Here is a 14,098-nt window from a genome sequence, read left to right as displayed (position 1 = left end):
TCGCGCCGGGAAATCCCGGCGGCGTTTCCCGTGGTGGGAATGGTTTTTTGGATTCAGTGTGCGAGCAACAAACCTACGGAGGCCCGCATGCCCAGTGACAAAAGTTCATCGCCGCATCCCCTGGAAATTCCGGTGCGCTTTCCGCGCCTCGACGAAGCGGACATCGTCACTCCTGACGAAGTCCGGCAGATCGCCGAGATCCTCCGTGATGTTTTTGCCGGCAAGCCGCTCGCGCTCGTCGAGGACGGCGCGCGCCAGCGGCCCGGCGCCGATCTTGGTGACGTAGTCGGCGAGCGCCATCGCCACGGCCTGCTCGTTGGAGCATTGCTCGTAGCTGGCCACCGCGCGCAGCAGGATCATCACGTGGTCGGAAAGCGAGAGCACGCCGGCGGAAGGGGCCACCGGCGCGCTTTTATCCCCGTCGCGTGCCCCCACGGACAAGGACTCGGTGAAGTGAAGAAAGGCCGCGTCGCCCCGGGGGGCGGGCGACGCGGCAGGCTCTGCGCATGGGGTGGACGCTTGGGAGGGCTGCGCAGAACGGGGAACCAGGCGCTCGGTGAAGCCGACGCCGGCGAGACGCGCGCCGCGATCGGCGAGTGCGGGAGAAGCGAGGCGGTGCTTGATCATGCCGCGGCCTCCGTCTGTGGCGCAGGCAGCGCCGCGGAGAACTTCTCAGGCCGGTTGTCCTTCAACCAGGCAAGGCGCACTTCGTGCATATCGGCGGCGGTGACCGCGCCGTCTGTAAACGCAAGAATGCGCTCGACCATATCGGCTTCCGGCTGACGGGATCCGTTCTCGATGCGCACCAAGGTGCCACCGGGATTCTTGCCCTTGATGCCAAGCAGCCTCGCTGCCTCGCCCAGGCCAAGTCTCCGCTCAAGTCTCCAATCCCGAAACATCATAGCAAAAGGATAAGCCATAATGGCTAATATCGTGTCAAGTGAAAGTTTAGCCGCTTCGGCTCTTTCTCCGTTAGCCGGATTGGCTAATTTCTTCCATATGATTGATTTGACGGAACGATTTGACCATTACCGCAACCGGCTCAAGCTGGTGATGAAGTCGCGGCGACTGACGAATGAGGGGCTCGCCGAAAAGATCGGCAGCCATAGCGTTACCATTTCGAAATTGCGCGGCGGCGTCCTCAAGCTCGACGACGAATGGCGCGCCCGAATCGCCGCCGGCGTAGGCATCGACGAAATCGCCCTGTTCGGCACCGAACCGCTGCCGGAACCGGCACCTTTTGAAATCTATGTCTCGCCAAAAAAAGCCGTCAGGAAAGGCAAGCCAACCAAGGCGCCGGCGTCGGCCAACGACAACATAACAATTCCGCTCTACGGCCTGGCGGCAGGGTCGATGCAGGGCGCACACACCATGAGCAGCGACCGCGTCGATGACATCCCTTGCCCGCCAGGCTTGCGCGACGTTTTCGGCGCCTATGCGCTGATCACTCGCGGCGAATCGATGATTCCTCGCTATTTCCCCGGGGACCGGCTGTACATCAATCCGAACCAGCCCTTGCATCAAGGCGACCATGTTGTTGTTCAGACCAGGTTGCATGACAACTCCGGAACCGAGACATGGGTCAAGCGCTACGATGGGGAGGATGAGGGTGAGTACAGGCTCTATCAATACAACCAGCCGGCGGAGATCCGGTTCAAGAAGCGGTTTGTCACCTATATCCACCGCGTGTTGCCGACGAACGAACTGTTTTAAGGCGACCCTGGTCGCCGCTCTTTGGCTGGCCGCCGGGCCGGCACTTGCCGGCAATGCCTACGACCAATTGTCGGCCCTGTCCCAGCAACGGCAGGGCGAAGCTTTCGCTACCGTCATCACCTCAGCCGGCTCGGCCTGCAGTTCGGTTTCCCGCATTTTTTATCGTGGCGAGATGCCAAGCATCGACGCTGGCGGTTGGGCGGTGCGCTGCCCGGAAGGTGACTACTTCGTCAGCGTTGGCAATTCGGGCGGCATGTCCACCCGCGTCCTCGACTGCGTAACGGCGAAGGTGTTGACGGGACAGTGTTGGGAGCCATTCTGACTTAGTAGCCGGTTTGGCTAAACTTTTTGTTGACAAAGTATTAGCCGATATGGCTTAAATTGCCGCCATTCGCAATTCAGCGATTTGGAGGCAAGCCGCATGATCACCTTCCAGCAACCGCCGATTGGCGCTCTGTCGACGCAACCAGCTGTCATCGCCACGCCCATCGTCGAACGCATGGCCGATCGCGTGCTCGAGCTTGGCATGAACGGCACGGCCGTCACCAAGGACTCGCTCTACGAGCACACCGATTTCACCCGTGAGGAAATCGACAAGCACGCGCCCGAGGCCTGCAACCTCGCCCGCGCTCGCGCCGTCCGCCAGCAGGGCTAACCCCGATGGAAGCGGCCAACTCCAATGTCGCCGGCCTTGCGAGGCCACGCTCCATCGCCGAGGCGCTGATCGCGGCGGCGGCTTTCTCGCCTGAAATCCACGACTGGATTGCGCTGCAGATCAAGGCCGGCCGCAAGCCGTCCGAGATCCTGGTGCTGCTGCCCTACAACCTCATCCAGGCACAGGTGCTGCATTGAACGCCCGCCTCAACAGGATGCCGGCGCGGGAGACGATCACCATCCCGCCGAACGGCAAGCAGATCAGCGTCTGCCCGCTGTGGCCCGACTGCGACTGCGAGGCCGACTGCACCGCCGGCACCGAGCGGGCGAGCCGGGTGCAATGGGTCATGTTCGGCCTGATGAGCGCCGTCGCCTTGATCGGCGCCGGTCTCATCTATGCGGGGCTGCGCTGATGGGAACGCCGCTCGACCATGTCGCCATCGGCCACGACCGCGTCTGCGACGCCAACGGCCGCCCGCACATCGTCTGCCAGCTCTGGCCCGAATGCCGATGCCCGCAAAACTGCGCCGACATGGAAGACGCCCGCATGGTCTGGCGCCTGTTCCTCGGCTTCATCGCAGCCGTGCTGGCCATCGCCGGCGGGCTGATTTTCTGGGGGATGCATTCATGAACGAGAAGCCAAAATGGACTGCCGCGATCACCGAAGACGGTGACTTACATTCGGCGTTCGTGGAAGGGCATGTCGACCTCAACAGTCTGCCAGATGCTGCCGAGGAGATTGTTGCCGCGTTCGCGGAATTTGGCGAGGACACCGCCGAGGCCGTCAGCGAATCATTCGACGGCGAGCCGATCCACAAGCAGCTCGCACATTTCTGGCTTAGGTCAGAGCAGAGCGAAGACGGCGAGCGGCACTTCTTTGCCCGCGAAGGAGATGCAGGCGCCTTCCCGGTGACCGGCGTGAGGTTCATGTGATGGCTGACAAATCCGCCATCGAATGGACCGACGCGACGTGGAATCCCATCGTCGGCTGCTCCATCGTCTCGCCCGGCTGCACGCATTGCTACGCCATGAAGATGGCCGGCCGCATCGAGGCGATGGCAAGAGGCGGCGAGCGCGGCGAGCAGGGAAAACGGTTCGACGACAAATGGCTGTTCGGCACCGAAAACCTGGCCTCGACCGATGGCCACTTCGACGATCAGCCAGACCTCTACCGCGTCGGCAAACGGGCCGCCGGCCGCCTGCTCGACGGCGTCGAGCACAACGCCTTTCCTTCAAACCTGCAACCTGTGGAGTAAGCAAAGTGGAAAACAGACTGACCGAACTCACCGCCAGCATCGTCTCGGCCTATGTCAGCAACAACCCCGTGCCGGCCAACGCCCTGCCGGATCTCATCGCCAGCATCAACGACGCGGTGCGCAAGCTGGCCGGCGAACCGGTTCTCCTGCCGGCGCCGGCGCTGGTGCCGGCCGTCAACCCGAAGCGCTCGGTGTTCCCGGACCACATCATTTGCCTGGACGACGGCAAGCCCTTCAAGTCGCTCAAGCGCCATCTGGCGGCGCTCGGCATGACGGCCGACGAATACCGCGCCAAATGGGGCCTCGGACCCGACTATCCGATGGTCGCGCCGAATTACTCCGAGAAGCGCTCGGCGCTGGCCAAGGCATCCGGCCTCGGCCGCGCCGGCAGCCACCACGCGCTGCAATAGGCGCCGAGCCGATGGAACAGCTCTCACTGTCACTTCCGCCGGCAGCGACATGGCAGCCGCCAAAGGGAAGACATAACTGCAGGCGTGATCCCACAGCTGGGCCCGGGTCCTGCTGGCATTGGTGGGAAGGCTGCCCCAAGGCTGAAAAGCGCGGCTGCTACCAGCTCTGGTTTCACCAGCAAGCCAAACAAGCCGGGGCAAGTTGATGGCGATCGAGAAGCACGCCGGCCAGATGCAGATCGTCTGCGAATGCGGCGCCAGCCAGACGCGCACCTATGCCACCGACGAGTTCGACGTGATGATGTCCGACGCCCGTCGCGAAGGTTTTGTCTTCGCCAAGGTCGCCGGCGAATGGACGCACACCTGCCAGGACTGTTCGCGCCCGGCCCGACCGCAAGGGAGGCTGCTGTGAGCGATTGGTTCAAGCGCACCCGAATCGCATGGATCGCCGAGATGGTCGAAATCTACGGCTTCATCAACCGCGAGCATATCCAGACGAAGTTCGGCGTATCGATGCCGCAAGCGTCCTACGATTTGCGGGACGCGAGGGCCGAGATGCCGGGCCTGATCGTCTACAACACGAGTTCGAAGCGCTACGAGAAGGCAGATGACCGCTGCCTGTCCGCAGACGAGCAAAAAGCACAGGGCGCAAGGTGCGGCTGCATGGGCGCCGACGATTACTGCGTCTGTCAGAACGTTCCTGACGCCATCACCAAGCACGAGCGCGCTTCAGCATCGCCAGGAGCGCCTAAATGAGAAAACCGCAGCGCATCCAGCTGTCGCGCCGCAAGGGCTGGCGCATGCCGGAAAACACGCTGTCGGTGGCGCGCCCCGGCCCATGGGGCAATCCGTTTATCGTCGGCAAGCACGGCGACGCCGCCTATTGCGTCGACCTCTACAAGGCGTTGCTCGCCGGCCTCATGCGCGTCGGACGTGATCCCGATGTCGCCGCGCTTGAGCGCACCCGCCAATTCGTCGCCGACAACGCCGGAGAACTGACCGGCAAGAACCTCGCCTGCTGGTGCAAGCCCGGCGCGCCCTGCCATGCCGACGTGCTGCTCGACATCGCCAATCGCTCCAACCCGAAGGACTGACCATGCCCGCGAAGAAGAAAGTCGCCACCGATTCGGCTGTCCCGATCACTGCCTACAAAGGCTTCCTCGACGACATGACCTGCCGCCCAGACGGCAAGGTCTTCCAGTTCGAGATCGGCCAGACCTACAAGCATGACGGCAAGGTCAAGGCCTGCAAGGGCGGCTTCCATGTCATCACCGGCCACCCGCTGGCGCTGTTCAGCTACTACGCGCCGGCCGGCACGCGCATCTGCCAGGTCGAGATTTCGGGCGCCACCGACAGCGACGATGGCGGCGAGAAGACCGCTGCCGAAATCCTGACCATCGGCAAGGAAATCGGCCTGACCCAGCTGATCCTCGACGCGGTTAAATGGGTGACGGATCGCGCCAAGCTCGTCGACGGAGACTATACGGCCGGCGATAGCGAAGCGGTGAAGTCAACCAAGGACCGAGGCGCTGCCACCGCATCAGGCTACCAGGGCGCTGCCACCGCATCAGGTGACTGGGGCGCTGCCACCGCATCCGGCACGCGAGGCGCTGCCACCGCATCGGGCGAGCGAGGCGCTGCCACCGCATCAGGTGACTGGGGCGCTGCCACCGCATCCGGCACGCGAGGCGCTGCCACCGCATCAGGTGACTGGGGCGCTGCCACCGCATCCGGCGCGCGAGGCGCTGCCACCGCATCGGGTGTCTGTGGCGCTGCCACCGCATCGGGCGCGCGAGGCGCTGCCACCGCATCCGGCGCGCGAGGCGCTGCCACCGCATCAGGTGACTGGGGCGCTGCCACCGCATCGGGCGAGCGAGGCGCTGCCACCGCATCAGGCTACCAGGGCGCTGCCACCGCATTAGGCTACCAGGGCGCTGCCACCGCATCAGGTGACTGGGGCGCTGCCACCGCATCGGGTGTCTGTGGCGCTGCCACCGCATCAGGCTTCCAGGGCGCTGCCACCGCATCGGGCTATGAGGGCAAGGCCCGCGGCAAGGAAGGCTGTGTGCTCTTCCTGGCCGAGCGCTCTGGCAGTGGCGAGATCCTCAACGCATGGGCCGGCATCGTCGGCCGGGACGGAATCAAGCCCGACCAGTTCTATCGGCTGGTCGACGGCAAGCCGGTCGAGGTTGCGTAAGGCCGATGTCGCGCAGCGCCAAACGAAAGCCGGTTACGCTGGATGAGATCGAGGCAGGCCTCGATCTCATCGCCCGGCTGATGGAAAAGTTTCCGCGTGAGGCGGAACTGTTGACGCCGCACTGGCGAGCGCTGGTGTTCCAACGCGACAAGCGCATCGAAGCCGCCACCATTCTTGCCGCCGCCAAGGAACGCCTCACACGATCGCCGGATCGAACGGCAAGGCAATCTTCTTAAGTTCCTTGCGCCGCCAGTCGAGCGAGCCGCCGGAGCCATATTTAGGGCGGTCCACCGTGTGACCCATCAGCAGCCGCCGCAGCTCGTCGTCGATGCCGGCTTCCTTCATCCTGTCCTCGAATGAATGCCTGAACGAGTAGACCGTATGCGACGTGGTCGGCAGCAAAGAATGCGCGCGCAGATACTGGTTGAGCGTCGCCGACAATTCGTTCTCACGGTTGCGGTAACGCGGGAACCCCGAGGGATGGCGCTTTGCCGCCTCAAGCGCGACGCCGACCAGCGGCACCAGGCGGCGCGACGATTCGGTCTTGATCTCGCGCGGATTGGCCGGATCCTCGCGCGGCTCGATCGACAGGTGTGGCACATGGTTGTGAAGCCGGATGGCGTGCGGTTCCAGGTTGCAGATCTCGCTCGGCCGCGCGCCGGTTTCGATCAGGATCAACAGGATACCCCTCGCCTCCTCATTCAGCGTCGCAAGATTGCCCGGGTGCATGACCTTGCCAGATATCCATTCCGTCGGGATGGGCGGGCGCGAGCGCTTTTTCTTCAGCGAGAAGCCGAGGCCATCGAAAGGATTTTCGCGGCGAGCGTCGCCCTGGTACTTGAAATAGGCCTCATAGAGGACCCGCATGTTGCCGACGTCGCGATTGCCTGACGAGGCGCCGGCCGTCGCCGAACCTTCCTTCGGAGCGATGCGGTTCAGCCAATGCCGGTAGACCTTCTTGGCGTGGTCGATGGTGATCTCTTCCATCGCCAGGTCGCCATTCAGCTTGATGAAGTTGTTGACGGCGCGCTGCTTGACCTTCTTCCATTGGTCCTTCTGCACCTGGCTCTTGCCGATCAGCTCGTCTGCGACGATCTCGTTGCAGTAGATGTCGAAGGCATCGCTGACCTTTGTCTTGGGCACGTCGACGGCGCCGAGCAGCGGCAAAGCCGTCATCTGGTCCTCTTGGCCCGTCGCCAGCACATGGCGGATGCGGTCCATGAGATCGTCGAAGGCTTCCGGCTGCTCGAAATAGGGGCCAGCATGGAAGGTGAAATCGAGCGCCTCGACCCGTTTGACCGCCGCCTCATAGCGCCGTCGGGCGGGATCGGTGACGCCCTTGGTGATCAGCGATGCCCAAAGCGCATCATCGGCCGCCTCGAGGAGGTCGCGTTTGCGCCGTGCCAGGCCGCGATCGTCGGTCTTGAGCGAGGCGCGCACATGCGGCGCCCTCTCGTCGAGATGCGCGATCGTCACCGGCACGCGGCGCTTGTAGTGATAATTTCCCTGTCGCAGGGTGAGGTATCTGTCGGGATCAATCCGGGTTCGATTTCGACCCATGCGCGCACCTGCAAAAAGCCTGTCGGGGCTAGCTGTGTGGCGCAATTAGTGGCACAAAACGGGCGAAATCTGCAAGGCCGGAAAAATCGAATGTCATTTTCCGCAATGAAATCAACGCTCTATGCGAAGATTTCGGGAGAGAAAATGGTGCGGTCGAGAAGACTCGAACTTCCACGGGTTGCCCCACAGCGACCTCAACGCTGCGCGTCTACCAATTCCGCCACGACCGCACGTGGTAGGAGCCGGAACCGACCGGCTCGCGGCGTGTAGCAAATCGTTTCCGGCGAAACAAGTGCGCCGCACGCAATAATCTCAAGCGATTGGCATAACGGTCCACAGGATTGGAATGAAGGGTCGGAACTGGACGTTTCCACCTGATAGCGCCATATGGAAGACAGATGCATGTCGCTCGAAAGTGCAAGCGGATCGCGACGGCACAAGCGAAAAAAGAAACGTCATGCCAGAACGCAGCCAGATCGCCACGTCGTTCCTGCCCCTGCCCGGCTCGGCGCCGGTCGAGTGGCGCATCGAGCCGGGTCTCACCGCCTATCCCGAGGCGCTCGCCTTCATGGAGGCGCGTGCCGACGCGATCCGCAGCGGTGCGGCCGGCGAAATGGTCTGGCTGGTCGAACATCCGCCGCTCTACACCGCCGGCACCAGCGCCCGCATCGAGGACCTGATCGATCCCGACCGTTTTCCGGTCTTTTCGGCAGGGCGCGGCGGCGAATACACCTATCATGGGCCAGGCCAGCGGGTCGCCTATGTCATGCTTGACCTGAAGCGGCGGCGCGAGGACGTGCGCGCCTTCGTCGCCGCGCTCGAACAGTGGATCATCGGCACGCTTGCTGCCTTCAACGTCCATGGCGAACGGCGCGAGGACCGTGTCGGCGTCTGGGTGGTGCGGCCCGATCGCCCTGCGCTGCCGGACGGCGCGCCGGCCGAGGACAAGATCGCGGCGATCGGCATAAGGCTGCGGCGTTGGGTGAGCTTTCACGGCATCGCCATCAACGTCGAACCGGACCTCTCCCATTTCGGCGGCATCGTACCCTGCGGCGTGCAGGACCACGGCGTCACCAGCCTCGTGGACCTTGGCCTTCCCGTTGGCATGGCCGATCTTGATCTGGCGCTGAAATCAGCCTTCGAGGGTGTGTTCGGTCCCGCCACTGCCTTGACCGCCGAAGCAGCCCGCAGGGCAGGTTGACCCTGTCGGGCTCAACACGAACTCAAAGCAGCTGCGCCGATGCCCACAACACGCCGCAGCCATGAATGGTGAACACCGCCAGCAGCGCGCCGGCGATTGCGAAGCGATCAACGGTGCGGATTGGCTCCAACTCGTGGCGCGGCTTCACGCCGCTGCCGACAGTAAGCAGGCTGAGGATCGAAAACACCGCCCCCGCCACGATTAGAAAGCCAGACGAGAAGCCTGCCTGTCGGCCGAGTGCCAGGAAGACGGAAAGCAGGAAGAACGAGGCCAACGCCAGCGCAATCGGCCCCGGGCAGATCTGGCGCAGCACCTGGCCGCCGTCGAATTTCCACACCGGCACCAGATTGGCGATGTTGAACAGGGCCGCACAGCCTGCCAGCGCCGCCAGCAGCGCGGCCGCGGCCTTGTGCCCCTCGCCGCCCGCGAACGCGCTGGCGGCAATGACGATCGGCACCAGGAAGGCGGAGAAACCCGCTCCCATCAGCGCAACGAACGCCACCTCGAAACGGCTGTTATAGGGCCGGCCGCCAATGGCGATGCCACCGAGCAGCGGAATGAAGATCATCCGCGCCTTGCGGTGACCCATCAGCCGGAACGCCGCCATATGGCCGAGTTCGTGCAAGGCAACGACCGACGTCAGGATCGCGGCCAGCGCCAGGCCGCCGAGGTGAAGCCCGAAGAACGGCCACAGGATCAATGCCGACAGCACGGCAAAGCCGACCTGGCTCAGCGGATGCTCGAACCAGCCGCCCTTGCGATACTGCCCGGTTATCGCCCAACGCTGCAGCTTGGACAGCTCGCGGCGTATGGCGAAGTACCGAAACACCAGAAAGGCAGCGCCGCGGTAACGATCCGTCTGGCTGAGCGTTACCCGCGTGCCGCCGCCTTCGGAGACAAGCTCGGCGGTTTCGCGATAGTCTTTCCAGAACGAGACATCGAGCGCGGTATCCTCGAGGACGAGCATGGCGAAGCGGCTGCCCTCGACGACGTCTTCAAACCGCGCCCTGCGCTCGATCGGCTTGCCGTCGCGGCCTTCCCACGACAGCATGATGCGGGACACGCCCTCGCCGTCCAGCGGCTGCGCTGAAAGTATCTCGCCGGACCAGCCGGCATCGCTGCCAAGCGGCCACAGCGCCCGCCAGAGGCGTTGGCGGTCCATCGCCACCACGCGGCTGACCCTCACCGTGCGCAAACCAAGCGGCACGGTCATCAAGAGAAAGATCAGCCCGAGATTGCTGGCCACGAGAATGGCCGTGACGATGGGCGACACCTGGACGTTGCTCCTGCCTTGGAGATGCACCCTAGCGCGCCGGCGGCAAGAAAGACTTAACGGCGAAGCGGGTTTCAACCGCCGGGGACGACGGCGGCAAGAGCCGCCAAATCACATGGCGCCGATCCAGATCGCCATGGAAACGAGAAACGCACTCATGCAAACCAGCGAGATGACATCCTGAACCAGATCGGTCATAACTCTCTCCTGTTGTTGATATGTTCGCAATTTGTTCTAGTTTTGTTTCAATGTCAACGCGCAGAATCCCGCCACCTCCAGAATCTCCGGCGATCAGATCGGCAGGGTTAAGAAAAGGTTGACGGCGCGGCGCTTATCAACAGGTCACGACAATGCGTGACGACGGCCCGTCGGCGAGACTCGGAAAACGAGGCGAAATCCGGTCAACCTGTCGTCGTGGAAACCTGGCTGGATATGGTGAGCTTCAGGTCAGGCCGACATCACTTGAGTGTCGGCGTAGCCTAAAGCGGCACCACCTTGCCGTCGGCCAGCGTGACACGCCGGTCCATCCGCGATGCCAGATCGTGATTGTGGGTCGCGATCAACGCCGCGAGGCCCGATTGCTTGACCAGAGCGCCCAGCGCGTCGAAGACATAGGAGGCGGTGACCGGGTCGAGATTGCCGGTCGGCTCGTCCGCCAGCAGCACCAGCGGCGCATTGGCGACGGCGCGCGCTATGGCGACGCGCTGCTGTTCGCCGCCGGACAATTCGGCCGGCCGGTGCGATGCGCGCTTGCCGATCTGCATATAGTCGAGCAGCTGTGCGGCGCGCTCCGCCGCTTCCTTGCGCGACAGCCCCTTGATCAGCTGCGGCATCATGATGTTTTCCAGCGCCGTGAACTCCGGCAGCAGGTGATGGAATTGGTAGACGAAGCCGACATCGTTGCGGCGGATCGACGTGCGTTCGTCGTCGGACAGCCGTCCGCAGGCCCGGCCGGACAGGATCACGTCTCCCGCGTCAGGGCGTTCCAGCAGACCTGCCGTGTGCAGCAGGGTCGACTTGCCGGTGCCTGATGGCGCCACCAGCGCCACCATCTCGCCGCGCCTCAGCGCAAAATCGGCCCCGTTCAGGATGGTGAGCTTGCGCGGCCCTTGCACATAGTGCCGCTCGACGCTCTTCAGCTCGATAATGACCTCGGCCACTACTCGTACCTCAAGGCTTCGACGGGATCGAGACGGGCGGCCCGCCATGCCGGAAACACGGTCGCCAGGAAGGACAGGCCGAGCGCCATGATGACGACATAGGTCGTCTCGCGCGGATCCATCTTTGCCGGCAGCTGGCTGAGGAAGTAGAGTTCGGGATTGAACAGCACCTTGCCGGTCATCCAGGAGAAGAATTGCCGGATCGATTCGATGTTGGTGCAGATGACGACGCCGAGCAGCACGCCGGCAAGCGTGCCGGTGACGCCGATCGCCGCCCCCGTCATCAGGAAGATGCGCAGGATGGCACCGCGCGTCGCGCCCATGGTGCGCAGGATGGCAATGTCGTGCCCCTTGTCCTTCACCAGCATGATTAGTCCGGAAATGATGTTGAGCGCCGCCACCAGCACGATCAGCGTCAGGATCATGAACATCACGTTGCGCTCGACCTGCAGGGCGGAAAAGAAGGTCTCGTTGCGCTGGCGCCAGTCGACCATGTCGATAGGCCGCTGCGCCGCCTCTTCGACTTTCGATTTCAGCGCGTCGACATCGTCGGGATTGTCGACATAGATCTCGATCGTCTGCGCGCGGCCATCCATGTTGAAATAGAGCTGCGCTTCGGAGAACGGCATATAGACGATGGACGTGTCATATTCCGACATGCCGACTTCGAAGATCGCCGCGATCTTGTAGCCTTTCATGCGCGGTGTCGTGCCGATCGGCGTCACGTCGCCATCGGGCGAGATGAGCGTAATGGTGTCGCCGAGCGTTAGCCCAAGATTCTCCGCCATGCGCTTGCCGATGGCGACGCCCTCGCCGCTATCGAAATCGGCGAGCGAGCCTTGCTTGATGTTGCTGGCGACGATGGCAATCTTGCCGAGATCTTCACCGCGTATGCCGCGCACCAGCGCACCGGTACCGCCGCCGACATTGCCTTGCGCCAGCACCTGGCCGTCGATCAGCGGGATGGCGTATTTGACGCCGGGCACGCCGTTGATGCGGCCGGCAACCTGGGCGTAGTCCTCAAGTGGCGAATCGAGCGGCTGCACAATCAGATGGCCGTTGACGCCAAGGATGCGTGTCAACAGCTCGGCGCGAAACCCGTTCATCACGGCCATGACGACGATCAGCGTCGCCACCCCCAGCATGATGCCGAGGAAGGAGATCGAGGCGATCACCGAGATCACCGTCTCCTTGCGCCGCGAGCGCAAATAGCGCCACGCCACCATGCGCTCGAAGATGGAGAAAGGGCCGGCGCCCGCCGATCTTGTCGCCGCCGCCTCGCTCATGCGGCCGCACCGAAGCGTTTTTTCGCGTCGGCCAGCGGCAGCGTTTCGCGCTCGCCGGTCTTGCGGTTCTTGATCTCGATCTCGCCTGCGGCCACGCCGCGCGGCCCGACGATCACCTGCCAAGGCAGGCCGATCAGGTCGGCGGTGGCGAACTTGCCGCCCGGCCGCTGGTCGGTGTCGTCGTAAAGCACATCCTTGCCACTGGCTGCGAAGGCGGCGTAGAGCTCGTCGCAGACGCGGTCGCAGTCGGCGTCGCCCACCTTCATGTTGATCAGGCCGATGTCGAACGGCGCCACGGCGTCGGGCCAGATGATGCCGTTGTCGTCGTGGCTGGCTTCGATGATCGCCGCGACCAGCCGCGACGGGCCGATGCCGTAGGAGCCGCCGGAGACGAAATGATCCTTGCCGTCGGGCCCGGTCACCTTGGCGCCCATGGGCTTCGAATATTTGTCGCCGAAATGGAAGATGTGGCCGACCTCGATGCCGCGCGCCGAGACCCGGTCCGCTTCGCCGAGCTTGTCCCACGCCGCTTCATCATGCATCTCGTCAGTCGCGGCATAAGGTGTCGTCCACGTTTTGACGATGTCCGATATCTCGGCGTCATTGGCGAAGTCGGTGTTTTCGCCGGGCACCTGGAGCGACAGATAATCGCGATCGCAATAGACCTGGCTTTCGCCGGTGTCGGCCAGGATAATGAATTCGTGGCTGAGATCGCCGCCGATCGGCCCGGTATCGGCCCGCATCGGGATCGCCTGCAGGCCCATGCGCGTAAAGGTCCTGAGATAGGACACGAACATCCTGTTGTAGGCAGCTCTCGCGCCTTCGAAATCGAGGTCGAACGAATAGGCGTCCTTCATCAGGAATTCGCGTGAGCGCATGACGCCGAAGCGCGGCCGCACCTCGTCACGGAACTTCCACTGGATGTGGTAGAGATTGAGCGGCAGGTCCTTGTAGGACTTGACGTAAGCGCGGACGATTTCGGTGACCACTTCCTCATTGGTCGGACCGTAGAGCATGTCGCGGTCCTGGCGATCCTTGATGCGCAGCATCTCCTTGCCGTAGTCGTCGTAGCGGCCGCTTTCGCGCCACAGATCGGCCGACTGGATGGTCGGCATCAGGATTTCGAGCGCACCGGCGCGGTTCTGCTCCTCGCGAATGATCTGGCAAACCTTGTCCAGCACGCGCTTGCCAAGTGGCAGCCAGGAAAAGCTGCCCTGCCCCTGCTGGCGGATCATGCCGGCACGCAGCATCAGCCGGTGCGAGATGATCTCGGCCTCGCGCGGATTCTCTTTGAGGATGGGCAGGAAAAACTGCGACAAACGCATGGACTGGTCCGTGAATGAGAACGGCCACGCCAGAATCGGCGCGACACAAGCTTGCTTGACCCG

Annotated in this window: 21 protein-coding genes and 1 tRNA gene; 14 read left to right on the top strand and 8 right to left on the bottom strand. The window is 63.4% G+C overall.

All coding sequences use genetic code 11. The features are described 5' to 3' along the window. Nucleotides 1–105: 105 nt before the first annotated feature. On the bottom strand, nucleotides 106–627 hold the full coding sequence (locus HGP13_RS17695) for a hypothetical protein (protein ID WP_172227707.1): 522 nt from the start codon (nucleotides 625–627) through the stop codon (nucleotides 106–108). Further along, entirely contained in the window at nucleotides 624–902 is a 279-nt protein-coding gene (locus tag HGP13_RS17690; RefSeq protein ID WP_172227705.1) for a helix-turn-helix transcriptional regulator, read from the bottom strand. Before HGP13_RS17690 ends, HGP13_RS17695 begins: the two co-directional genes overlap by 4 nt. A gap of 19 nt (nucleotides 903–921) precedes the next feature. On the opposite strand from HGP13_RS17690, the gene HGP13_RS17685 reads away from it, so the two are divergent. The 13 genes from HGP13_RS17685 (at nucleotide 922) to HGP13_RS17625 (ending at nucleotide 6,466) form a co-directional block, all read left to right on the top strand. After that, a complete protein-coding gene (locus HGP13_RS17685; RefSeq protein WP_172227703.1) occupies nucleotides 922–1,713 on the top strand; it encodes a S24 family peptidase in 792 nt (263 codons plus the stop codon). A gap of 421 nt (nucleotides 1,714–2,134) precedes the next feature. Next, entirely contained in the window at nucleotides 2,135–2,368 is a 234-nt protein-coding gene (locus HGP13_RS17680) for a hypothetical protein (RefSeq protein ID WP_172227701.1), read from the top strand. Between the two features lie 5 nt (nucleotides 2,369–2,373). Further along, nucleotides 2,374–2,565 carry a hypothetical protein gene (locus HGP13_RS17675; RefSeq protein ID WP_172227699.1) on the top strand — a complete coding sequence of 64 codons (192 nt, stop codon included), beginning with the start codon at nucleotides 2,374–2,376 and terminating at the stop codon, nucleotides 2,563–2,565. Then, nucleotides 2,562–2,780: a hypothetical protein gene (locus tag HGP13_RS17670; protein WP_172227697.1), complete on the top strand. Its 219-nt coding sequence runs from the start codon at nucleotides 2,562–2,564 to the stop codon at nucleotides 2,778–2,780. The genes HGP13_RS17675 and HGP13_RS17670 overlap by 4 nt, the downstream gene beginning before the upstream one ends. Further along, nucleotides 2,780–2,998 (top strand): hypothetical protein, encoded by a 219-nt coding sequence (locus HGP13_RS17665; protein WP_172227695.1) that lies wholly within the window; start codon nucleotides 2,780–2,782, stop codon nucleotides 2,996–2,998. Before HGP13_RS17670 ends, HGP13_RS17665 begins: the two co-directional genes overlap by 1 nt. After that, on the top strand, nucleotides 2,995–3,300 hold the full coding sequence (locus HGP13_RS17660) for a hypothetical protein (protein WP_172227693.1): 306 nt from the start codon (nucleotides 2,995–2,997) through the stop codon (nucleotides 3,298–3,300). Before HGP13_RS17665 ends, HGP13_RS17660 begins: the two co-directional genes overlap by 4 nt. Next, on the top strand, nucleotides 3,300–3,623 hold the full coding sequence (locus HGP13_RS38745) for a DUF5131 family protein (RefSeq protein WP_172227691.1): 324 nt from the start codon (nucleotides 3,300–3,302) through the stop codon (nucleotides 3,621–3,623). Before HGP13_RS17660 ends, HGP13_RS38745 begins: the two co-directional genes overlap by 1 nt. 5 nt (nucleotides 3,624–3,628) lie before the next feature. Next, on the top strand, nucleotides 3,629–4,033 hold the full coding sequence (locus tag HGP13_RS17650; protein ID WP_172219735.1) for a MucR family transcriptional regulator: 405 nt from the start codon (nucleotides 3,629–3,631) through the stop codon (nucleotides 4,031–4,033). Between the two features lie 205 nt (nucleotides 4,034–4,238). After that, entirely contained in the window at nucleotides 4,239–4,445 is a 207-nt protein-coding gene (locus tag HGP13_RS17645; RefSeq protein ID WP_172227689.1) for a hypothetical protein, read from the top strand. Further along, nucleotides 4,385–4,789, top strand: coding sequence for a hypothetical protein (locus tag HGP13_RS17640; RefSeq protein WP_172227687.1), 405 nt, complete (start codon nucleotides 4,385–4,387; stop codon nucleotides 4,787–4,789). The genes HGP13_RS17645 and HGP13_RS17640 overlap by 61 nt, the downstream gene beginning before the upstream one ends. After that, complete coding sequence (locus tag HGP13_RS17635; protein ID WP_172227685.1) at nucleotides 4,786–5,127, top strand: DUF4326 domain-containing protein; 342 nt, start codon at nucleotides 4,786–4,788, stop codon at nucleotides 5,125–5,127. The genes HGP13_RS17640 and HGP13_RS17635 overlap by 4 nt, the downstream gene beginning before the upstream one ends. A gap of 2 nt (nucleotides 5,128–5,129) precedes the next feature. Beyond that, a complete protein-coding gene (locus HGP13_RS17630) occupies nucleotides 5,130–6,230 on the top strand; it encodes a hypothetical protein (RefSeq protein WP_172227683.1) in 1,101 nt (366 codons plus the stop codon). Nucleotides 6,231–6,235: 5 nt separating this feature from the next. Continuing rightward, nucleotides 6,236–6,466, top strand: a complete 231-nt coding sequence (locus tag HGP13_RS17625; protein WP_172227681.1) for a hypothetical protein — start codon at nucleotides 6,236–6,238, stop codon at nucleotides 6,464–6,466. Here HGP13_RS17625 and HGP13_RS17620 read toward each other — a convergent pair. Beyond that, nucleotides 6,426–7,790 carry a tyrosine-type recombinase/integrase gene (locus HGP13_RS17620; protein WP_172227679.1) on the bottom strand — a complete coding sequence of 455 codons (1,365 nt, stop codon included), beginning with the start codon at nucleotides 7,788–7,790 and terminating at the stop codon, nucleotides 6,426–6,428. The genes HGP13_RS17625 and HGP13_RS17620 overlap by 41 nt on opposite strands. Before the next feature lie 145 nt (nucleotides 7,791–7,935). Next, nucleotides 7,936–8,020, bottom strand: a tRNA-Leu gene (locus HGP13_RS17615). 227 nt (nucleotides 8,021–8,247) lie between these two features. On the opposite strand from HGP13_RS17615, the gene lipB reads away from it, so the two are divergent. Beyond that, complete coding sequence (gene lipB / locus HGP13_RS17610) at nucleotides 8,248–8,991, top strand: lipoyl(octanoyl) transferase LipB (protein ID WP_172227677.1); 744 nt, start codon at nucleotides 8,248–8,250, stop codon at nucleotides 8,989–8,991. Nucleotides 8,992–9,013: 22 nt separating this feature from the next. Here lipB and HGP13_RS17605 read toward each other — a convergent pair whose 3' ends face one another. From HGP13_RS17605 to proS, 4 genes are all read right to left on the bottom strand, one after another. After that, the gene (locus tag HGP13_RS17605; RefSeq protein WP_172227675.1) at nucleotides 9,014–10,264 is read right to left on the bottom strand and encodes a site-2 protease family protein; all 1,251 of its coding nucleotides are present in this window, start codon (nucleotides 10,262–10,264) and stop codon (nucleotides 9,014–9,016) included. A gap of 479 nt (nucleotides 10,265–10,743) precedes the next feature. Next, entirely contained in the window at nucleotides 10,744–11,472 is a 729-nt protein-coding gene (locus HGP13_RS17600) for an ABC transporter ATP-binding protein (protein ID WP_172227673.1), read from the bottom strand. Continuing rightward, nucleotides 11,424–12,710 (bottom strand): lipoprotein-releasing ABC transporter permease subunit, encoded by a 1,287-nt coding sequence (locus tag HGP13_RS17595; RefSeq protein ID WP_172227671.1) that lies wholly within the window; start codon nucleotides 12,708–12,710, stop codon nucleotides 11,424–11,426. Before HGP13_RS17595 ends, HGP13_RS17600 begins: the two co-directional genes overlap by 49 nt. Continuing rightward, nucleotides 12,707–14,035, bottom strand: a complete 1,329-nt coding sequence (proS, locus tag HGP13_RS17590; protein WP_172227669.1) for a proline--tRNA ligase — start codon at nucleotides 14,033–14,035, stop codon at nucleotides 12,707–12,709. The genes HGP13_RS17595 and proS overlap by 4 nt, the downstream gene beginning before the upstream one ends. Between the last annotated feature and the right edge of the window lie 63 nt (nucleotides 14,036–14,098).

Origin of the sequence: Mesorhizobium sp. NZP2077 (assembly GCF_013170805.1) — a bacterium.
Taxonomy (GTDB): domain Bacteria; phylum Pseudomonadota; class Alphaproteobacteria; order Rhizobiales; family Rhizobiaceae; genus Mesorhizobium.
The sequence above is the reverse complement of the archived record's forward strand: the minus strand, read 5'-3'. Positions and strand labels throughout refer to the sequence as shown.